The sequence below is a fragment of the Selenomonas sp. oral taxon 149 str. 67H29BP genome, assembly GCF_000146365.1.
Classification (GTDB): domain Bacteria; phylum Bacillota; class Negativicutes; order Selenomonadales; family Selenomonadaceae; genus Centipeda; species Centipeda felix.
Map to the genome: position 1 here is coordinate 2,142,384 of NZ_GL397087.1, position 20,508 is coordinate 2,162,891.

The 20,508-nt window shown below is 59.5% G+C and carries 15 protein-coding genes, 2 tRNA genes and 1 other RNA gene; 16 read left to right on the forward strand and 2 right to left on the reverse strand.

Annotated features, from left to right (window positions below; translation table 11 throughout):
• Positions 1–131: 131 nt before the first annotated feature.
• A non-coding RNA gene (ssrS, locus tag HMPREF9166_RS12220) (6S RNA) lies at positions 132–306 on the reverse strand.
• A gap of 300 nt (positions 307–606) precedes the next feature.
• Here ssrS and dhaL point away from each other — a divergent pair.
• The 11 genes from dhaL (at position 607) to HMPREF9166_RS10125 (ending at position 14,263) form a co-directional block, all read left to right on the forward strand.
• The gene (gene dhaL, locus HMPREF9166_RS10075) at positions 607–1,230 is read left to right on the forward strand and encodes a dihydroxyacetone kinase subunit DhaL (RefSeq protein ID WP_039981364.1); all 624 of its coding nucleotides are present in this window, start codon (positions 607–609) and stop codon (positions 1,228–1,230) included.
• A 65-nt stretch (positions 1,231–1,295) separates the two neighbouring features.
• Positions 1,296–2,774, forward strand: coding sequence for a glutamate--tRNA ligase (gene gltX / locus HMPREF9166_RS10080; protein ID WP_009753911.1), 1,479 nt, complete (start codon positions 1,296–1,298; stop codon positions 2,772–2,774).
• 100 nt (positions 2,775–2,874) lie between these two features.
• Positions 2,875–2,949: transfer RNA gene (locus HMPREF9166_RS10085), tRNA-Gly, on the forward strand.
• A gap of 6 nt (positions 2,950–2,955) precedes the next feature.
• Positions 2,956–3,029: transfer RNA gene (locus HMPREF9166_RS10090), tRNA-Cys, on the forward strand.
• 75 nt (positions 3,030–3,104) lie between these two features.
• Positions 3,105–4,418 carry a tRNA (N6-isopentenyl adenosine(37)-C2)-methylthiotransferase MiaB gene (gene miaB / locus HMPREF9166_RS10095; RefSeq protein WP_009753912.1) on the forward strand — a complete coding sequence of 438 codons (1,314 nt, stop codon included), beginning with the start codon at positions 3,105–3,107 and terminating at the stop codon, positions 4,416–4,418.
• 293 nt (positions 4,419–4,711) lie between these two features.
• A complete protein-coding gene (gene mutS / locus HMPREF9166_RS10100) occupies positions 4,712–7,294 on the forward strand; it encodes a DNA mismatch repair protein MutS (protein WP_009753913.1) in 2,583 nt (860 codons plus the stop codon).
• A complete protein-coding gene (mutL, locus tag HMPREF9166_RS10105; protein WP_009753914.1) occupies positions 7,291–9,159 on the forward strand; it encodes a DNA mismatch repair endonuclease MutL in 1,869 nt (622 codons plus the stop codon). Before mutS ends, mutL begins: the two co-directional genes overlap by 4 nt.
• Positions 9,156–9,959: a class I SAM-dependent methyltransferase gene (locus tag HMPREF9166_RS10110; RefSeq protein WP_009753915.1), complete on the forward strand. Its 804-nt coding sequence runs from the start codon at positions 9,156–9,158 to the stop codon at positions 9,957–9,959. Before mutL ends, HMPREF9166_RS10110 begins: the two co-directional genes overlap by 4 nt.
• Positions 9,960–10,069: 110 nt before the next feature.
• Entirely contained in the window at positions 10,070–10,447 is a 378-nt protein-coding gene (locus tag HMPREF9166_RS10115) for a TIGR02530 family flagellar biosynthesis protein (protein ID WP_039981366.1), read from the forward strand.
• A gap of 160 nt (positions 10,448–10,607) precedes the next feature.
• Positions 10,608–12,644 carry a flagellar hook-basal body complex protein gene (locus tag HMPREF9166_RS10120; protein WP_009753917.1) on the forward strand — a complete coding sequence of 679 codons (2,037 nt, stop codon included), beginning with the start codon at positions 10,608–10,610 and terminating at the stop codon, positions 12,642–12,644.
• 275 nt (positions 12,645–12,919) lie between these two features.
• Positions 12,920–14,263 (forward strand): anaerobic C4-dicarboxylate transporter, encoded by a 1,344-nt coding sequence (locus HMPREF9166_RS10125; RefSeq protein WP_039981368.1) that lies wholly within the window; start codon positions 12,920–12,922, stop codon positions 14,261–14,263.
• A 161-nt stretch (positions 14,264–14,424) separates the two neighbouring features.
• Here HMPREF9166_RS10125 and HMPREF9166_RS10130 read toward each other — a convergent pair whose 3' ends face one another.
• Positions 14,425–15,324 carry a LysR family transcriptional regulator gene (locus tag HMPREF9166_RS10130; protein WP_009753919.1) on the reverse strand — a complete coding sequence of 300 codons (900 nt, stop codon included), beginning with the start codon at positions 15,322–15,324 and terminating at the stop codon, positions 14,425–14,427.
• A gap of 227 nt (positions 15,325–15,551) precedes the next feature.
• Between HMPREF9166_RS10130 and motA the strand changes: the two genes are divergently transcribed.
• From motA to HMPREF9166_RS10155, 5 genes are all read left to right on the forward strand, one after another.
• Entirely contained in the window at positions 15,552–16,343 is a 792-nt protein-coding gene (motA, locus tag HMPREF9166_RS10135; RefSeq protein WP_009753920.1) for a flagellar motor stator protein MotA, read from the forward strand.
• Between the two features lies 1 nt (position 16,344).
• Positions 16,345–17,265 carry a flagellar motor protein MotB gene (locus tag HMPREF9166_RS10140; RefSeq protein ID WP_009753921.1) on the forward strand — a complete coding sequence of 307 codons (921 nt, stop codon included), beginning with the start codon at positions 16,345–16,347 and terminating at the stop codon, positions 17,263–17,265.
• 87 nt (positions 17,266–17,352) lie between these two features.
• Positions 17,353–17,727 (forward strand): holo-ACP synthase, encoded by a 375-nt coding sequence (gene acpS / locus HMPREF9166_RS10145; protein ID WP_009753922.1) that lies wholly within the window; start codon positions 17,353–17,355, stop codon positions 17,725–17,727.
• Positions 17,727–19,283 (forward strand): bifunctional ADP-dependent NAD(P)H-hydrate dehydratase/NAD(P)H-hydrate epimerase, encoded by a 1,557-nt coding sequence (locus tag HMPREF9166_RS10150; RefSeq protein WP_009753923.1) that lies wholly within the window; start codon positions 17,727–17,729, stop codon positions 19,281–19,283. Before acpS ends, HMPREF9166_RS10150 begins: the two co-directional genes overlap by 1 nt.
• 69 nt (positions 19,284–19,352) lie before the next feature.
• Entirely contained in the window at positions 19,353–20,378 is a 1,026-nt protein-coding gene (locus tag HMPREF9166_RS10155) for a branched-chain amino acid aminotransferase (RefSeq protein WP_009753924.1), read from the forward strand.
• Positions 20,379–20,508: the final 130 nt, after the last annotated feature.

The window sequence follows — 20,508 nt, forward strand, 5'->3', positions numbered from 1 at the left end:
ACACATAGTATATTATCTATATTTTTATTCGTGTTATTTTGGAAAATTCCTGCCGTTCCTCACGGGGGAAATATACGACAAAAAAGGTCAGAACAAAGCTGCCGTATGGCAGTTCCGCTCTGACCGGAAGAGAGGGGTCTGAAATGCCGTACGCCCTATATGTCTATACCTGCGTAAAGCAGGTGGGTACCCTAAGTTCGGCTTCCGCGTTCACCGAAGTGTTTCACTTTGACCGAAATCAAATCGGATTCCCTAGAAAATCTGTAGGTTAGACATTAATAAGACATACGCACACCTAAGGCGCACCTTCTTGGTCTTTATGATAGCATAAAAAAAAATACGTCGCAAGACTTGACAAATCGGGGAATATAATAAATATATTGCAGGACGCATGGATGCACTCAGTAATATAATTTTTTCGATCATTGCCGAGAAAACGATGTGCTAAGATGGCGGTGCTGAATTTATCCGTGCTTCCCTAAAATGTGTCTCTCCTCTTTTCCTATGGAGAATACCGTGCTATAATGCTTATGAGAGTATGGGAGTAATGTATGGAATGTACTGATAGGCTTGGTACTTTTACAACAGGGAAAGACGGTGCAGACAATGGCAAACATACGTGATGCCGTAGATGCAGTGATTGCTGCCATCATGGCACAGAAGGACTATCTGACGGCAGTGGACGCCAAGACGGGAGACGGCGACCACGGTCTTAACATGGCGCGCGGCTTTACGGCGGCGGAGGAACGCCTCGCAGAGCTGCCGGTGGACGCGCCGCTCGCAGAGGTGCTTCACGAGATCGGGCGTGCGTTCATTGAGAATGTCGGCGGAGCGGCAGGACCGCTCTACGGGATTGCCTTTGTACGCGCGGGCGAGGCGGTCGGCGCAAAGACGCGGCTCGATGTGGCGAGCTTTGAAAAGCTGTTCTCTGCCGGCATTGACGCGATCCAGCGGCGCGGAAAGGCCGTGCGCGGGGATAAGACGATGCTCGATACACTGATCCCGATTCGCGACGCATTCCTGCCGGAGAACGCGGAGGGCAAGAGCCTGCGCGAGTGTCTGGAGGATGCGCTCGAGGCGGGACGTGCGGGTGCGGAGTATACGAAGACCATCGCCGCACGGCGCGGACGTGCGGCACTCATCGGTACGCGCAGCATCGGCATCGAGGATCCGGGCGCGATGAGTTCGCTCATCATGTTCCGTGCGCTCTGCGGCTATCTGCGCGGCTGAGCGAAATAACGCAGTCGATTCGTGCCGCCCTGTGACGGCACGATTGTTTTTTGGAGGAAAGTATTTTGGCACAGACGGAAATTCGCACGCGTTTTGCACCCAGCCCGACGGGCTATATGCACATCGGCAATCTGCGCACCGCGCTCTACGGCTATCTGTTCGCGCGCGCGAATGACGGCACATTCATCCTGCGCATCGAGGATACCGACCGCAGCCGCTACGTCGCGGATGCGGTGGACTTCATCCGCCGCACGCTCGACGCGGCGGGCATCATCCCCGACGAGGGACCCGATGAGATCGGCGGAGACTTCGGTCCATACGTGCAGAGCGAGCGCATGGCGATCTACAAGCAGTACGCCGAGCAGCTCGTGGCGGAGGGGCATGCCTATCGCTGCTTCTGCCATCAGACGGAGGAGGCAGAACCGGCAGAGGATGGGAAATCCTACGGCGGCTACCCGCGTACCTGCCGCGACCTCACGCCCGAGGAGGTGCAGGCGCATCTCGACCGGGGCGACGCGTACGTCATTCGGCAGAAGATGCCGCTCGTCGGTGAGACGACGTTCTACGACGTGCTGCACGGGAGCGTAACGATCCCGAACACGGAGCTCGAGGATCAGGTGCTCCTCAAGCGCGACGGGATGCCGACATATAACTTTGCCAATGTCATCGACGATCATCTGATGAAGGTGTCGCATATCATTCGCGGGGCGGAGTTCATCACCTCCACGCCGAAGCACGTCCTCCTCTATGAGGCGTTCGGCTGGGAGCCGCCCGTATTTGTCCATCTCGCACCCGTCATGGGGCGGGACGACGCGACGGGCAAGACGAGCAAACTCTCCAAGCGGCATGGGGCGACAAGCTTTGATGATCTCGTGAAGATGGGCTATCCCGCCGCCGCGATCGTCAACTACGTTGCGCTTCTCGGCTGGAGTCCGAAGACGACGAATCAGGAAATTTTCTCGATGGACGAGCTGATCGAGGCGTTCTCACTGGAGGGGCTGTCGAAGTCTCCCGCCGTGTTCGACTACGATAAGCTCGGCTGGATGAGCGGCGAGTACTTCAAGGCGATGACGGATGCGGCGTTTGCCGAAGCGGCGCGCCCTTATGCGGGCGAGCTTCCCGCGTCGGTCGAGGCGCAGTGGAATGCGATGGCGCGTCTCCTGCGTACGCGTGTCACGCGGCTCAGCGATGTGCGTGCGGAGATTGAGTTCTTCGTGACACTACCGCCCTTTGACGCATCGCTCTATGAGAACAAGCGCAACAAGGTCACACCGGCGGCGGCAGCGGAGCTCCTGCCCGAGCTGATCGGCATCCTCGACGCCCTCGACGGGGATCACTGGGAGAACGATCTCCTCTATGCGCTCCTTGAGGAGTGTATCGAGCGTGAGGGCTGGAAGAAAGGCACAGTCATGTGGGTGCTGCGCATCGCTGCGGCGGGGCAGAAGGTCACGCCGGGCGGCGCGACGGAGATCCTCGCCATCCTCGGCAAGGAGGAGAGCCTGCGCCGCCTGCGTGAGGCACAGCGGCAGCTGGCGGAGTGCTGAGGGGATGGATTTCTGCCTTGCAAATTTTGGACTTGACAGCGGCACGGTTTATCGCTATACTGTCTAAGTGTCGCGTCACTGCGGCGCGGGAAGATCATCTGCGGAAGTAGCTCAGTGGTAGAGCACCACCTTGCCAAGGTGGGGGTCGCGAGTTCGAGCCTCGTTTTCCGCTCCATCTTTCGGCGACATAGCCAAGTGGTAAGGCCGAGGTCTGCAAAACCTTTATCCCCAGTTCGATTCTGGGTGTCGCCTCCAATATGAAATGCGGTCTGGAAGGATTCCTTCCAGACTTTTTATGTTATTATGTTATATGCTGCGAAAGGGAAATGAATGCGGGGACGGTATAAAATCCTAGTCTATGGCTGTCAGATGAATGTCGCCGATGCAGAGCGTATGGAGGGACAGCTGCAGGCGGCGGGCTATGTGCGGACGGAGAAGACGGCGGATGCCGATGTCATCCTCATCAATACGTGCTGTGTGCGCGAGACGGCAGAGGACAAGGTCTACGGGAAGATCGGCGAGATCAAGAAGGTCAAGGAACATCATCCACAGCTGATCTTTGGGATTACGGGCTGCATGGCGCAGAAGGAGGGGGAGAACCTCATGCGCCGCGCACCGCACATCGACTTTGTGCTCGGCACGGGCAAGGTGCAGGAGCTGGGACGCATTGTCGCCGAGATCGCGGCGGAGCGCGCGCCCGTGGTGGATGTTGCGCTCGATGCGCACGCGGTGGAGGAGGATCTGCCTATTGCGCGCGGCGGGACGCTCTCAGCGTGGGTGCCGATCATGTATGGGTGCAACAATTACTGTACGTACTGCATCGTCCCCTACGTGCGCGGACGTGAGCGCAGCCGCACGCCCGAGGAGGTCGTGGCGGAGGTGCGCCGTGCAGCGGCGGACGGCTATCGCGAGGTGACCCTCCTCGGGCAGAATGTCAACTCCTACGGGAAAGATCATGGACAGGCGGATTTTGCCGATCTCCTGCGCATGGTGGATGCGGTGGAGGGGATTCGCCGCGTGCGCTTTATGACGTCGCATCCGAAGGACATCAGCGACAAGCTGATCGACACGATCAAAAACGGCACGCATATCTGCGAGCACATTCATCTGCCTGTGCAGTACGGGAGCAACCGCATCCTGAAGGCGATGAACCGTGTCTATACAGTGGAGCAGTACCGTGAGCGCGCACGGCGCGTGCGCGAGGCCCTGCCGGGGGCGAGCCTCACGACGGATCTCATCGTGGGCTTCCCGGGGGAGACGGAGGAGGACTTCGCAGAGACACTGGATTTCCTGCGCGAGATGCGCTATGACGCGGCGTATACGTTCCTTTACTCGAAGCGCTCGGGCACGCCTGCCGCAGCAATGGCGGCGCAGGTGCCGGATGAGGTGAAGCACGCACGTCTGGAGCGCTTGATGGCAGTGCAGAACGAGATCAGCCGAGCGATCAATGAGGGGCTGCGCAGTGCGCAGGCCGAGGTGATGGTCGAGGGCGCGAGCAAGAACGATCCCGCCGTGTGGAGCGGGCGCACGCGCACGAATAAGATTGTCCTCTTTCCGCATGGGGCGGAGCGCGTGGGCGATTTTGTGCAGGTGAAGATCACGCAGCCGCAGACTTGGGTGCTGAAGGGCGAGGTTGTTCGGTAGATTTCGGTATAGGGGGCGAGTTCCACGCGAACACTTTTCCTCATGGGGCGGAGCGCGTAGGCAAGGTTGTTCGGTAGATTTGCTTATATGGTGTAGCGCTCCATGGCGAACCCTAGTGGAGCAAGTGAGTAAAGTGTGCGTTTCGCCCCCTGCGGATTTTATTCGTTCAAGCGAAGCGCGTTTGGAATCCGCAGGTATTTAGGCGAATAAGCACACGATCACTTGCGCAACTAAGGGTTCGCGAGGAGCGTTATATCGTTAACTGTTATGTTGTTAGCTTTAGGAGGTTTGTGATGGACGCGCAGAATGTGACGCCGATGATGCAGCAGTATCTCGCCGCGAAAGAGGCGCATCCGGGCGAGCTTCTTTTCTTTCGTCTGGGCGATTTCTACGAGATGTTCTTCGACGACGCGAAGGTGGCGGCGAAGGAGCTCGGGCTGACGCTGACGAGCCGCAGCGGCGATCTCGAGAAGAATCCCATGTGCGGCGTTCCCTATCATGCGGCGGACAGCTATATCGCGCGTCTCGTCGCAAAGGGATTTAAGGTAGCGATTGCCGAGCAGATCGGCGACCCGAAGGCAAAGGGGTTGACGCACCGCGAAGTAGTGAAGGTGGTCACGCCGGGCACGGCGCTCTCCGATGAGGCACTGCGTGATGCGTCCAACATCTATATCGTGCTCCTGCACGAGCCTGCGCCGGGACAGTTCGTCCTCGCGGGCGCAGACATCACGACGGGCGAAGCGTTCTATGCCGTCTACGCGGGCGAGCATGCGGCGCAGCAGATCATGGATGAGCTCTATCGCCGTATGGCGGCAGAGCTGCTCCTGACGGAGGGCTTTTCCCTTGCGGATGAGGTTCGGGCTTTTCTTGCGCACCGTCTGCCGCACTGCGCCGTCTCCGTTGTCAGCAGGGAGGCGGATGCGGCACTTCCCGCGCAGCATTTCCCTGCGGAGGAGATTCCGTGCGATGCGGGGGCGCGGGCGGCACTCGCAGCGCTCCTCACCTATCTGCATGAGACGGTGATGGCGGATCTCTCGCAGATCAATCGCCTCGCCTTCCTCGATGCGGCGGAGACGATGCAGCTCGACACCTATACGCTGCGCAATCTTGAGATCACACGCAGTCTGCGCGACGGCGGGAAAAAGAATACTCTCTTTGACGTGCTCGACTTCACGCGCACGCCGATGGGAACGCGCCTTCTCAAGGCGTGGCTGGAACATCCTCTGCTCACGCCGCACCGCATTGATGCACGGCTGGATGCGGTGGCAGAGCTGGTGGAAAAGAGTACGCTGCGCGATGCCCTGCGCGATGCCCTGCATACGGTCTATGACTTCGAGCGGCTCCTGACGCGCATTGAGACGCAGACGGCGAACGCACGCGATCTCGTCGCTCTGCGCATCTCACTCGCCGCCCTGCCCGCCGTGCGCGCGTGTCTCACAGCGGCAGCGAGCCGCCTCCTCGTGCGTGCAGCAGGGGAGATCGAGACCTTTGATGCGCTGCGTGACGAGCTCACGCGCGCGCTCGTGGATGAGCCGGGGCTCTCGGTGCGCGAGGGCGGCATGATCCGTGCGGGCTATGATGCCGATCTCGACGAGCTCCGCCGTTTTTCCCATGACAGCAAGTCCCTCCTGCAGGAGATGGAGGAACGTGAGCGCACGCGGACGGGCATCAAGACGCTCAAGATCGGCTACAACAAGGTGTTCGGCTACTACATCGAGGTGCGCCACAGCGGGCGTGATCAGGTGCCTGAGGGCTATATTCGCAAGCAGACGCTCGCGAATACGGAGCGCTTTATCACGGAGGAGCTGAAGGACTTCGAGGCGAAGATTCTCGGCGCAGAGGAGAAGATCACCGCCCTTGAGTATCATCTCTTTACAGAGCTGCGCGAACGCGTACGCGAGCAGCTCGTGCCGATTCAAGGCGTCGCCCGTGCGATTGCGCGCGTTGATGTCCTGCAGAGCCTTGCGGCGGCGGCGGCATCGTACCGCTATGTCCGCCCGACCGTGGGCGCAGACGGCGGCATCCGCATCCGCGACGGGCGGCATCCGCTTGTCGAGCGCATTCTGCAGCGCGATGTGTTCGTCCCAAACGATACGGAACTCAGCCACGGCGGAACAGAGACGATGCTCATCACGGGACCGAATATGGCGGGGAAATCCACCTATATGCGGCAGGTTGCCCTCCTCACGCTCATGGCGCAGGTCGGCAGCTTCGTCCCTGCGCGTACGGCGGAGATCGCACCCGTCGACCGCATCTTTACGCGCATCGGCGCGAGCGACGACCTCGTGAGCGGGCAGAGCACTTTCATGGTGGAGATGAACGAGGTCGCACAGATCCTGCGCGAGGCGACGAGGGACAGCCTCGTGATTCTCGACGAGATCGGGCGAGGCACGAGCACCTTTGACGGCATGAGCATCGCGCGCGCGGTGGTGGAGCATATTGACGGACGCATCCACGCCAAGACGCTGTTTGCGACGCATTACCATGAGCTGACGGAGATGGAGAACGAGCGCATCCGCAACTACTGTATTGCCGTGCGCGAAAAGGGGAAAAATGTCGTATTCCTGCGGCGCATCGTCGCAGGGGCGGCGGATAAGTCCTACGGCATCCACGTTGCACGCCTCGCGGGTCTGCCGCAGCGCGTGACGGAGCGTGCGGAGGAGATCCTGCACGCATTGGAGGCGGCTGCGCCACAGAGCGCACCGCAGGAGACGTCGGTACAGAAGACATCCGATGCGGGGATGGTGTCGCTCTTTGCGGGCGGGACGCTCGACGAGCTGCGTGCGCTCGATGTGATGACGATGACGCCGCTTGAGGCACTGAATACACTCTATCGTCTGCAGGAACAGGCGAGAAAGGAGGAGGGTGAGGGATGACACGGATTCACGTATTGGACGATGCAACCATCAACAAGATCGCGGCAGGCGAGGTGGTTGAGCGGCCTGCCTCTGTCGTAAAGGAGCTGGTCGAGAACGCGATGGATGCGGGCGCGACAGCGGTCGAGGTCGAGATCATGGGCGGCGGCACGAGCTTTATCCGTGTGACGGACAACGGACGCGGCATGACCGGAGAGGATGCGCGCGCGGCGATTCTGCGCCATGCGACGAGTAAGATTGCCGCCGCCTCCGATCTCGAGACGATTGCGACCCTCGGCTTTCGCGGCGAGGCGCTGCCGACGATCGCGTCCGTGTCACATTTTTCTCTTCTGACGCGGCAGGCGGCGGATGATCTCGGCACGCGCGTCGACATCAGCGGCGGCGGTACGCCCATGATTGAGGACGCGGGCTGTGCGGTCGGGACGAGTGTGCGCGTCGAGGATCTTTTCTTCAACACACCCGCGCGCAAGAAATTTCTCAAGACGAATGCGACCGAGGCGGGGAAGATCAGCGATTACGTGATCCGCCTCGCACTCTCACGCCCCGACATTGCGTTCCGCTTCATCAACAACAACCGCATGACCATCATGACGGCAGGAGACGGAGACCTCGCCCGTACGATTGGGAGCATCTACGGCGGCGATGCGGCGAGCGCACTGATTCCGCTGGATTTTTACGACGATGCGGCGGATATCCGCATCACGGGCTATATTTCGAAGCCATCCCTGATTCGCAGCAGCCGCGCGTGGCAGACCTACATCGTCAACGGGCGGACGATCCAGAACCGCGCGATTGCGAAGGCGATCGACAATGTGTACCGCTCCCTCGTGCCGAAGATGGGCTTCCCGCTCGCCGTCATCGTCATCACCGTGCCGCAGCGCACGATTGATGTGAATGTGCATCCGCAGAAAACGGAGATGAAGTTTGAGGATGAGGGGCGTATTTTTAAGGCAGTCTACAAGGCGGTGCTCGACGCCATTCGCGGCGCGGCAGGAGAGACGACGGGGATTGCCGCCGCAGTGGAAAAGCCGAGGTTCCACTACGAAGCAGTGCCGCTCGATGTGAGCACGCCGTCCGCATCGCCTGTCTCTGCCCCGGCACGCGGCTATGCCGCTCCGACGCCGCACCCGCAGACCGTCCACGAGGCCGTGCAGTGGGCAGGAGCACGTGTCGATCTGCGTACGGCACAGGATGCTGTGCAGGAGGCCCGCGCACAGGAGCGTGCGGCGTTCTCGGACGTGCCGTCTGCACCGCGGGCGGCGCAGGGGGACGATATCTCCATGGAGGAGCGAATGCTTCCCATCGGGCAGGTCGACCTTACCTACATTATCGCTCAGAGCACTGCGACGCTCTACATCATCGATCAGCATGCGGCGCATGAGCGCATCCTCTTTGACCGCTTTTCGGCGCAGACGGATGGGATTCCCTCCCAGCAGATGCTCGTGCATGCCATCCTTTCGTTCGATGCACACGAGGCACAATATATTGAAGAAAATGCGGAGCTCTTTGACCGCCTCGGCTTTCATCTGGAGGCGGCGGGGGAGCGCACCTACCGCCTGACGGAGACGCCCGCCGATGTCCCGACGAAGGAGGCGGAGGGCATCATCCGCGAGATCCTCGCATCCCTCGGCGACCTGCACACTGCAACCCCCGCGAATCTGCGCGAGGCGGGGATTGCGACGATGGCGTGCCGTGCGGCGATCAAGGCGGGCGAGGAACTGAGCATCCGCCAGATGGAGATCCTCTTGGAGGAGCTGCGGGCGACGCCGTTTCCCTTTACCTGTCCGCATGGGCGTCCGACGATCCTGAAGTTCGGTACGCATGACCTTGCGAAGATGTTCAAGCGCACGGGGTTTGGTCTGTGACGCGCGGGACGGTCAGTGCCGTCGTGACGACCGTGCGGCGCGGGCAGAAATACGCCGCAGCAAATCGTGCACTTGCGGCGCGGACGGCGGCTCAGCTCGGCATACCGAACGTCCCACGCGGCAGTGACTCGCTCGATGAGATGCGAACAGCGTACGGTGTGGATGCCGTGCTCGTCGCGCGGCGCGGTCTCTTGACGGCGGTGACGGCAGAGGGGCAACTGTTCTTTCATCCCGGCATGGCGCATCTGCGCATCAAGAATCTGCGAAGCGGACAGGGAGACCATCTCGTCCATGCGCTTGGCCTCACGGAGGGGATGCGCGTCCTCGACTGCACGCTCGGCACGGGGGCGGATGCCATCATCGAGAGCTTTGCCGTCGGGGCGGCGGGCAGCGTGACGGCACTGGAGGCGAATCCCATCATCGCGGCGGTGATCGGCGACGGGCTTGCACATGCGACGGGGGATAACTACGAGATGCACGCGGCGATGCGGCGCATCAGCGTCCATGCGGCCGATGCGCTGGACTATCTGCGCGCACAGGCGGACGGGAGCTATGACGCCGTCTACTTTGACCCGATGTTCCGCCGCCCCGTTCATGAGAGCGAGGGGATGAATGCCCTGCGCACCCTCGCCGATGCGCGTGCCCTCACCGCGGAAGTGATCGCCGAGGCGCGGCGCGTCGCACGCCGCCGCGTCGTCATGAAGGAGCGGCAGGGGAGCAGGGAGTTCGCCCGTCTCGGATTTACTGACCTCGAGGGCGGCAAGTACAGCCGCGTCGCCTACGGCGTGATGGAGGTATGATTCCTTAAACTCCGCCAAATAATTTCATAAGTTGTACTTAAGTTTCTTTTATGTTCTGCCGATATACAAAGTGGAACATTTTATTTTTGTGCAAAAAAGGAGGTGAGATGATGAGAATTGCAGACGATTCGATGGCGCTGGTCGGGCAGGGAAGCAGGGGGACCGACCATGGACGAAGAGCGATGGGCAGCAGCGGCGCATCGTTTGCACAGGTACTAAAAGGGGCGAAAGAGCGCGTTCGCTTTTCGCAGCATGCGGAGGAGCGGCTGCAGCGGCGCGGCGTGACGCTCACGAATACGGAGCTCGAGAAACTGGGCAGTACGATTGACCGCATGAGAGAGAAGGGGGCAAGGGAGGCTCTAATCTACATGAAGGACAGTACGGCGATGGTCGTCTCCGTGACCAACCGCACCGTCATCACGGCACTTGACGACTTGACGGCGGCAGACAGTATTTTCACGAACATTGACAGTGCAGCCATCATCTGACGAAGCCGGACCTACGGGAGGCTTTTGACCGCGCGCGACTGGTGCGGTCAGCGGGATGCGGGGGCATCCCCATCTGTGCATTTCCTCAGGGAGGAGTGTACGCATATCACAGAGGTGGCTCTTCCTTTGCGCTGTCAGACTGGCAAAGGAGAGATTCATTATGATCCGTTCCATGTTTTCGGCTGTTTCCGGCCTCAAAGGCCATCAGACACGCATGGATGTCGTCGGCAACAACATCGCGAACGTCAACACGACGGGCTTCAAAGCGAGCCGCGTTACGTTCGCGGATATGATCTCGCAGAACCTCTCGGGTGCATCCTCGCCGACCGGCACGATCGGCGGCGTGAACCCGAAGCAGATCGGTCTTGGTATGTCCGTCGCATCGACCGACCTCCTCTATACCAACGGCTCCGTCCAGCAGACGGGCAAGAACACGGACGTTGCGATTTCGCGCGGCGACGGCCTCTTCGTCGTTTCGAAGGGGCAGCAGAAGTTTTATACGCGCAACGGTGCGTTCTCGTTTGACGCAGAGGGAAACCTCACGATCCCCAGCACGGGACTCTACGTGCAGGGCTATATGGCGAACAACGGCGTCCTCAATGTCGCGGGGGACAATACGACGAAGATCCAGATCCCCGCAGGCAAGTCCATGGAGGCAGCGACAACTGCAACGGCATCCTATACAAAAAACCTCAATGCGTCAACGCCTGGGTATGAGGTGGCAAACACTCTTGTGAAATATGCGGACGGCACCTCAGAGACGGTTGCGAACTATACCCCGACGGAAACGGGGCGCATCTCGCTGACGCTCTCGACGGGTGAGACCGTCACACTGGACGGCACAGCAACCTATCCGTTCGATACGGCAACTCCTGTGAACGGCAAGACACTCTACACGTCTAAGATTTCCAACATCACGGCATCGGCTACGGGCAAGGTGGATCTCAAGCTGGGGATTGATCCCACAAACGCTTCCAGCCCCAAAAAGATTGCAGGCGCCACGGCGGATATCTCTCTCACAGGGCTTGAAAGTGGTACCTATGCCTATGGCGGGACGTATAATATCAGCGGAACGATTAGGAAAGTAACGACGGTCGGTACGAATGAAATTGAGCTGGAACTGGCTGCGGACAACAACTTTACCAATCCGAAGGCTGTGACCACGGTCACCGTTCCAAGCCCGACAACCTTTACCTACAAGGTCGGTGACACCTACAACGGACAGCTCAAGATCAAAGAGGTAAAGGGGCAGCCTGGATCAATTCTGGCGACGGCGGACGGCAATAAGGCGAAACTCGCCGCCGCTGAGACCGTGACGAGTGCGACGCAGACCTTCGCGCGCGTGGCCACGGCTGCAGACGGCAACGTTGCATCGACTTCGCGTGTCTCTGTCTATGAGTACAACAACAAGACGGTCTCAGGGGTAGTGCTCAATACAAAAAGCGGCACATCCATCGACGGACTTGTGGCAAAGAGCTATGGGACAGGAGATACGTTCTATCCTTCTGTGGCAACGACGATCACCGTGTATGATTCGCTCGGTGCAAAGCATTCGGTTCCTGTTGTTTATACGAAGGCAGAGAACAATAAATGGACCATCTCCCTTGGCAGCGGCGGAGACTCCTATACCATCAAGGAGGCGGATGGCACAACGACGACTGTTGCGCTGACGAAGACCGACCTCAACTTTGATACGGCGGGTGGGTATGTCAGCGGATCGGCATCGTTGAACCTCACCTATACGAACGGTGCGGCGCCGCAGCAGGTCTCTATGAACCTCGCGGCAATCACTCAGTACTCAGGCACGTCGACGATCTCGGCGACTTCGGACGGCAATGCGGCAGGTACGCTCTCGAGTGTTGACATCGACAGCACGGGCGTCATCACGGGCACGTACACGAACGGCGTGCGCCAGAAAGAGGCGCAGATCGCAATGGCGCAGTTCAACAACCCGTCCGGTCTCACGAAGATGGGCGGGAACCTCTATCAGGAGTCGAACAACTCCGGTACGCGTACGATCAGCGGCGCGTCGGATATCGGCACGGAGCTGACGACTTCGGCACTCGAGATGTCGAACGTGGATCTTGCCGATCAGTTCTCCGACATGATCATCACCCAGCGCGGCTTCCAGTCGAACTCGAAGATGATTACGGTCTCGGATGAGATGCTTGAGACGCTGATCAATATGAAGCGGTAAAGCCATATAGCTAGGCGGAGAGTCATCTGTACAGATGACTCTTTTCTATTTCGCTGTGTTTCCGCTGCGGCCCGTTTTCCGCTTCGTTTGGACGAAAAATCTACGCTAATCTGACGAATTTCGTTTTATCAGTAATTCCTTAACAAAGAAAGATAGTTTTCCCCTATAAAACTTAGACTTTACTAATGATGTATACATGATGTATAATAAGACACGTTGTTATTATACCTATGCAGAGTTGGGGCTCTGCGCAGCAGAATGGGGGAGTTGTTTTCATGGAAATGATGCTGGGATTCATCGTCCTGCTCGTCTGCCTGATCGTCGGCGTGCGGCATGGTGGATTGGGACTGGCGGTGATCAGCGGCTTCGGTCTCGTAATCTACACGTTTATCTTCGGCTATCAGCCGGGGAAGCCGCCGATCGATGTGATGCTGATCATCCTCGCGGTGGTCACCTGCGCAGGCTTCCTGCAGACCTCGGGCGGACTGACGGTCATGCTGAAGTACGCGGAGAAGTTCCTGCGCAATAACCCAAAGCACGTCACGATTCTCGCGCCGTTGACGACGTGGTTTCTGACGGTGCTCTGCGGTACGGGGCACGTCGTCTATACGATGTTCCCGATCATCTATGATATTGCCATCAAGCAGGGCATCCGCCCTGAGCGTCCGATGGCCGTCTCGTCCGTCGCGTCGCAGATGGGGATCTGCGCATCGCCGGTTTCGGTTGCCGTCGTCTCGATGGTGGCATTTCTCTCCGTGTCGGGACACGACTTTACCGTGTTCCAGGTGCTCTCGGTGTCCATCCCTGCCACGGGGCTTGGTGTGTTCTTTGCGGCGCTTTGGAGCTATCGCCGCGGCAAGGATCTTGACCAGGATGAGCGCTTCCAGGAGTTCATCCGTGATCCGGAGAACAAGCAGTATGTCTACGGTGACTCGGAGAGCCTCCTCGATAAGGAGCTGCCAAAGGAATACTACCGTGCGATGATTATCTTCTTCATCGGCATCATTGCGATTGCTGTGCTCGGCAACTTCCCGGAGCTTCTGCCGAAATTCCCGCCGAAACCGGATGCCGCGCCGAAGGCAATCTCGATGGTTGTCGTCATTCAGATGGTCATGCTGCTCGTCGGTGCAGTCATCCTCGTTTCCTGCAAGGTCAAGGCAAAGGATGTCGGCAACTCACAGGTCTTCCGTTCGGGTGTCGTTGCTCTCGTCTCGGTTTACGGTGTCGCATGGATGGCAGATACCTATTTCATGAATCACATTGCCTTCCTCAAGCAGTTCCTCGGCGCTGCGGTGCAGTCCTATCCGTGGGCGTACGCCGTACTGGCGTTCCTCACGTCGAAGCTCGTGAACTCGCAGGGCGCGGCGATTGCGATTGTCGTACCGATGGCGATCAACGTGGGTGTCGATCCGATCCTCATCCTTTCGTTCATCTCGGCATGTTACGGCTATTTCTTTCTGCCAACCTATCCATCCGATCTCGCGTGCATTGGGTTTGACCGCTCGGGCACGACGCGCATCGGCAAGTACATCCTGAACCATTCGTTCATGATCCCCGGACTGATCGGGGTCTCCTCGGGATGCTGCGTTGGCTACGTGATCGCACATCTGCTCTTTTAACAGGAGCTGCTGCATATCCTCGAAGCTGCTATGCCGGTATTCCCCAAGCCTTCCCCGTTATCACGGGGAAGGGGGACCGCGTAAGCGGTGGAAGGGGCACAAAGAGGGCGTTGTACGAAGCTAAAAGCTTCGTACAACGCCCCTTTTCTTTGAATATGATGTTACTCCGTATGTGATGCGTCGTCCCTGTGGCGGAGGATGTCCTTACTGAAGTCGATGAAGGACTGCGCGGCGTTTGAGATGTAGCGGTCGCGCTTCCACGCAAGTCCCACGTCGACGTAGACGGGATTGGCGAGCGGGAGGGCGCGGATGCCGTGCGCGCTGCTGGCAATCATGTCGAGCAGGAAGGCGTTGCCGACACCGCTCGCGACGAGCCCCATAATGGTGACCACCTGATTCGACTCGAGCACGATATTCGGTGTGATGCCTGCCGCAGCCATCTTTTGCAGCATGGTCTGCCGCAGGAAGGAGCCCTCCTTCAGCATGATGAGGTTGTGGTCCGCGACGTCCTGCAGGGTGATCGCCTTACGTGCAGCAAGGTCGCCGTGCTCGGGCACGCAGCAGACGATCTGACGGCGTGCCATCGGCAGGAGCTGCAGATTGGGTGCGGCCTCGGGGATGATGATGATGCCGAAGTCCAGCTCGTCGCGCTCCAGCTGTTCGCGGATGGCGACCGAACCCTCCTCGTGGAGGTAGACGTCGAGATGCGGGTAGCGCCGCTGAAAGCTGGAGAAGATCTCGGGAAACAGATATGCGCCCATCATCGGCGGGATGCCGATTTTGATCGTTCCCTTCAGCAGCTGCTTGTAGTCGTTGATCTCGAGGACGGCATCCTGTATGTTGCGCAGCGCCACTTCGACGCGCTCTAAAAAGACTGCGCCCTCGGGGGTCAGCGAGAGCTGCTTCTGGCTGCGGTCAAAGAGCTGGATGCCAAGTTCGCTTTCGAGCTTTTTTATCGCGACAGTGATGTTCGGCTGGGAGACGCGCAGGCGTTCGGCGGCACGCGTGATGTTTTTCAGACGGCTCGCCATTTGGAAGTACTCGAGCTGTCGCAGTTCCATGAGATCACCCTCCAATAAACTTTTTTTATACGTACTACATTATATCATACTTTCAACCAATATATGATAGGATAAGAAAAATTTATCGAAAAATTTTTCTTTGTTTTTTTTAAGATTTTTTAAAAAGGAGGTAGGATTTTTCCTTGCGTTATGGAATAATATAGGAAGATGTTGACGTGTGTCTGACGGATCAGACGGGTATGCGTTCGGCGACGGCGAGAAATGGAATGGGGGCCTTTGTTTTGGAAAAATCAACAGTCATCGGGCTTGTCATGGGCGTAATCTCGATCTTTGTTGGTATGATTTTGAAGGGAGCACCGCTGACGGCACTCAACAACCCTGCGGCGTTCCTGATCATCATCGGCGGTACGTTTTCGTGTTTGTTCATCGGATTTCGGATGGAACAGCTGGGGAACTTTACCAAACTGATCAAGAAAACCTGCCAAGTCCCGCAGCTCCAGGAGAAGGGGCAGCTCGTACAGCAGTTCATCGAGCTGTCACAGATTGCGCGCCGTGAAGGTATCCTCGCCCTCGAGAGCAAGGCGCAGGAGATCCAGGATCCGTTCTTCCGCACGGGGCTCGGCATGGTCATCGACGGCATGGATCCGGACTTCGTCGGCGATGTTCTCGACGCGGAGCTGGCGATCATGCAGGAGCGTCATGCAGAGGGGCGCTCGATGTTCACGCAGGCCGGTACGTACGCACCGACGCTGGGCGTTCTGGGCGCGGTTGTCGGTCTGATTGCGGCACTCGGCAACCTGAATGATATCGATAAGCTCGGACACTCGATTGCAGCGGCGTTCGTTGCAACGATTCTGGGTATCTTTACGGGATACGTTCTCTGGATGCCGTTCGCGAACAAGCTGAAGATCATGTCGGAGCAAGAAGTCAGCCAGAAGCGCATGATCATCGAAGGGATTCTCTCACTCCAGGCAGGCGACTCGCCGACGGCCATCGAGGCGAAGCTCATGGTGTTCATCCCGCAGACGGAGCGTGAGGCACTGAAGGGAGAGGGCTGATATGGCACGTAAAAAGCATGCAAAGCCCCATGAAGAAGAAGCGGGCGAGGCTTGGCTCCTGCCGTATTCCGACCTCATGACACTCCTTCTGGCTCTCTTCATCGCTCTCTTTGCGATGTCGCAGACGGATGCATCGAAGATGCAGGCACTCGCGCAGGCGTTCACGGCAGCGTTCAATATGGGCGGGCCGTCGTTCTTCAGCGGGATGGGACCGTCGACCTCGATGAGCTCGGCGACCGTGACCACGGGGGCGGACACGGCGGACGCCGCCTATATGAAGGAGAACAATGACCTCTCGGAGGCAAAGGCGAAGCTCGATCAGTACATTCAGGAGAACAATCTCCAGGATCAGGTGAGTACGGAGCTGAACGAGGAGGGGCTGATGATCCGCCTGAAGGAGCGCGCCCTCTTCGCCTCCGGCTCTGCCGCCCTGCAGGGAGATGCGGAGCGCATCGTGCCCGTGATCGCTGGAGTGCTCTCCTCGCTTCCGGAGCGCGTAACGATCTCCGGTCACACGGACAATGTGCCGATTGCAACGGCACAGTATCCGTCGAACTGGGAGCTGAGCTCGGCGCGTGCCGTCAGCCTGATGCGCGGCGTGATGGCAGTGCAGCCCTCGCTGAACCCGGCGCGGTTCAGTGCGCTCGGCTACAGCGAGTATCGTCCGATTGCGTCGAACGATACGGAGGAGGGGCGTGCGCAGAACCGCCGCGTTGAGGTGTTCATCGCGCGCAGTATGCGCTTCTCCGGTGCATCGACCGATGGCAGCGACAATGAGCCAAAGACGGGGACGACGGCACCGACAACGGCTGCGCCTGCAGCGGGCAGCGCGGGAGCGTCCGGCGACGCGTACAAGCTGTCGACGGATATGCGCCCGGCACCGCAGTCGCCCGGCGTCGTGCCCGAGCCGCTGCGTCACTGACAGGCACGGCAGGGATGTATCCATGAATTTTGAAGGGATTATTGCGTGGCGCAATAATCCCTTTTCTGTTATGATAGAGGAGATGTCATGATTCTGGGGGTCGGCTGTGATATTATCCGCGTGGCACGCGTGGCGCGTGCGGCAGAGAAGGAGCATTTCCTCACGCGCGTCTATACGCCCGCTGAACGTGCCTACGCCATGCAGCGCGGCGCAGGGTGCGCTGCAAGTCTCGCCGCGCGATTTGCGGGCAAGGAGGCGGTGCTGAAGGCGTTTGGCACGGGGCTGCGCGGTGGTACGCTCCACGATGTGGAGATTCTGCCCGATGCGCTCGGTGCGCCCAAGGTGCATCTTCACGGATTCTTCGCGGCGCGTGCGGCGGAGATGGGCGTGACGCGCGTCTGGGTTACGCTCAGTCACGAGAAGGAATATGCGACGGCTTACTGTATATTGGAGGGTCAGTGATGAACGTATCGTTTGCAGAGGATATGCGTCGGATCGACGGCGCAGTGGAGGAGAGCTACGGGCTGCCTGCTGCTGCCCTGATGGAGAATGCGGGGCGGCGCTCGGCCGAGGAGGCAGCGCAGTTGATCGGCGGCGCGGCAGGCAAGGTGTTCGCTGTCTTTGCGGGCGGCGGCAATAACGGCGGTGACGCCTTTGCTGCGGCGCGACATCTCATCAATATGGGCGCGCGCGTGAAGATGTTCTTCATTGGGGCAGAGGAGCGTCTCAGTCCTGCGGCTCACGCGATGCACAGCGCGCTGCGGGCGATGGGCATAGAGATTCGTCCTCTTGCGGGTGACCGCGATTGGGATCGTCTGCGCGTTTCGCTGCGCTTTGCCGATGCGGTGGTGGATGGTATCCTCGGCACGGGCGTCAAGGGAGAGCTCCGCAAGACGGCACTGCGCCTGATCGAGGAGATCAATGCAGCGGGCAAGCCAACGCTTGCCATCGATATTCCGAGTGGAGTGGAGGCGGATACGGGTCGGATCGCCTCCATCGCCGTCCGCGCCGATCGGACGCTCGCCCTCGGCCTGCCGAAGGTGGGGCACTTCCTCGGTCAGGGAGCGAATGCGGCGGGCGAGCTGCTCGTCGATGACATCGGCATCCCCCATGCCCTTCTTGCCGGTGAGGGGATGCGGCAGTCGCTCATCACACAGGATGCAGCGGCAAAGCTGCTGCCGCCGCGTGCGCGTGACGCGTACAAGGGGACGTGCGGACGTATTCTCGTGCTCGCCGGTTCGCTCGGCATGACGGGGGCGGCGGCACTCGCAGCAGAGGCGGCACTGCGCGTCGGCGCGGGGCTCGTGACGCTCGCCGTGCCCGAGCGCATCTATCCTGTTCTGGCTGCGAAGCTGACCGAGGTGATGGTCGTTCCGCTGCCCGATGAGGGCATGGGCTATTTCGGTGGAGAGGATGCGCGGCAGAAGGCGCTCTCGCTCGCGGCGCGTGCGGATGCCGTGCTCATCGGTCCCGGCATTGGGCGTGCGGCGGAGACGGGTGAGTTTGTGCGGCTCTTTGCCGCGGAGGTCAAGGCTCCGCTTGTGATGGATGCGGATGCGATCGCAGCGTTCACGGGGCATCTCGATGCACTGCGCGATCTGCCGCAGGTGCCGATTCTGACGCCGCATCTCGGCGAGTTTTCCGCGCTCCTCGGCGTGGAGACGGAGGAGGCGTCAGAGGATCTGCTCCGCATGGCACGGGACGCGGCACGTGATCATCAGGCGGTGTTTGTGGTCAAGGGGGCGTGCACCATTGTGGTCTATCCCGATGGCGATGCGTTCTTTACGACCTGCGGCAATGCGGGCATGGCGACGGCGGGCGCAGGTGATGTGCTCGCGGGCGCGATTGTCGGGCTGATGCGCCAGATGGAGAGCGGGATGACGCCGATTGTGGGCGTGTGGCTGCACGGATATGCGGGAGATCGCGCCTACGAGAAGCGCGGAAACGGTCTGATCGCGGGCGATATTCTAAAGCGTCTGCCGCGTGCACGCAGGGAGCTGGATGCGGCGGCGCGGTAAATCCATTTGACAAGGACGGATGATGGTACTATGATAGGACGTACATTTTGAAAGAAGGGGGCACTTTTTATGGCAAAGGCGGATTTGGACTGGGAGAATTTGGGATTTGCCTATCGTTCTCTGCCGCAGCGTTATGTGTCGAACTATGCGAATGGGACGTGGGGCGAGGGAGGCCTGACCTCCGACGCAACGGTCGCGATCAGCGAGTGTGCGGGGATTCTGCAGTACTGCCAGGAGGTCTTTGAGGGGCTGAAGGCCTATGAGACGGTGGACGGGCATATTGTGACGTTCCGTCCTGATCTCAATGCAGCGCGCATGTATGACTCGGCAGCGTATCTGGAGATGCCGTCCTTTCCGAAGGAGCGCTTCCTAGAGGCGGTCGATGCGGTGGTCAAGGCGAACCGTGACTACGTTCCGCCCTACGGTACGGACGCGTCGCTCTACCTGCGCCCCTTTATCTTCGCGTCGGGCGAGGTCATCGGTGTAAAGCCCGCCGATGAATATCAGTTTCGCCTTTTCGCGACGCCCGTGGGCTCGTACTTCAAGGGCGGCATCAAGCCGATCCGCCTCTGCGTGAGTGCGTTTGACCGTGCGGCTCCCCATGGCACGGGCCATATCAAGGCGGGGCTGAACTATGCGATGAGCCTGCACGCCTATATGGCCGCACATGCGGCAGGGTTCGACGAGAATATGTTCCTCGATGCGGCGACACGCACGCATGTCGAGGAGACGGGCGGAGCAAACTTCCTCTTCATCAAGAAGGACGGCACAGTGGTGACGCCGAAGTCACCGTCGATCCTGCCGTCTGTAACGCGCCGCTCGCTCGTCTACATCGCAGAGCACGTGCTCGGGCTGAAGGTGGAGCATCGCCCCGTGGCGTTCGAGGAGCTGAATGACTTTGCAGAGTGCGGGCTCTGCGGTACGGCGGCAGTGATCTCTCCCGTCGGCTCGGTGACGCACGGCGACCAGGTGATCGCATTCCCGAGCGGCATGGAGCACATGGGGCCCGTGCTGCAGAAGCTCTACGATACGCTGCGCGGCATTCAGCTCGGTACGGTGGAGGCACCGGAGGGGTGGATCCGCAAGATCTGCTAATTTTAGGAAGCACGGATAAATTCAGCACCAATCTGACGGATTTCATTTTATCAGCATTTCCTTGAATATGTTTCGGGACGGATGTATGTGGAGGCAATTCTACACGCACCGTCCCGAAATTTTTTTTTGA

Coding starts and splice junctions, on each gene's coding strand:
- dhaL (WP_039981364.1), top strand. CDS start 607: ATGGCAAACATACGTGATGCCGTAGATGCAGTGATTGCTGCCATCATG.
- miaB (WP_009753912.1), top strand. CDS start 3,105: ATGCGGGGACGGTATAAAATCCTAGTCTATGGCTGTCAGATGAATGTC.
- mutS (WP_009753913.1), top strand. CDS start 4,712: ATGGACGCGCAGAATGTGACGCCGATGATGCAGCAGTATCTCGCCGCG.
- mutL (WP_009753914.1), top strand. CDS start 7,291: ATGACACGGATTCACGTATTGGACGATGCAACCATCAACAAGATCGCG.
- HMPREF9166_RS10115 (WP_039981366.1), top strand. CDS start 10,070: ATGAGAATTGCAGACGATTCGATGGCGCTGGTCGGGCAGGGAAGCAGG.
- HMPREF9166_RS10120 (WP_009753917.1), top strand. CDS start 10,608: ATGATCCGTTCCATGTTTTCGGCTGTTTCCGGCCTCAAAGGCCATCAG.
- HMPREF9166_RS10125 (WP_039981368.1), top strand. CDS start 12,920: ATGGAAATGATGCTGGGATTCATCGTCCTGCTCGTCTGCCTGATCGTC.
- HMPREF9166_RS10130 (WP_009753919.1), bottom strand. CDS start 15,324: ATGGAACTGCGACAGCTCGAGTACTTCCAAATGGCGAGCCGTCTGAAA.
- motA (WP_009753920.1), top strand. CDS start 15,552: ATGGGGGCCTTTGTTTTGGAAAAATCAACAGTCATCGGGCTTGTCATG.
- HMPREF9166_RS10140 (WP_009753921.1), top strand. CDS start 16,345: ATGGCACGTAAAAAGCATGCAAAGCCCCATGAAGAAGAAGCGGGCGAG.
- acpS (WP_009753922.1), top strand. CDS start 17,353: ATGATTCTGGGGGTCGGCTGTGATATTATCCGCGTGGCACGCGTGGCG.
- HMPREF9166_RS10150 (WP_009753923.1), top strand. CDS start 17,727: ATGAACGTATCGTTTGCAGAGGATATGCGTCGGATCGACGGCGCAGTG.
- HMPREF9166_RS10155 (WP_009753924.1), top strand. CDS start 19,353: ATGGCAAAGGCGGATTTGGACTGGGAGAATTTGGGATTTGCCTATCGT.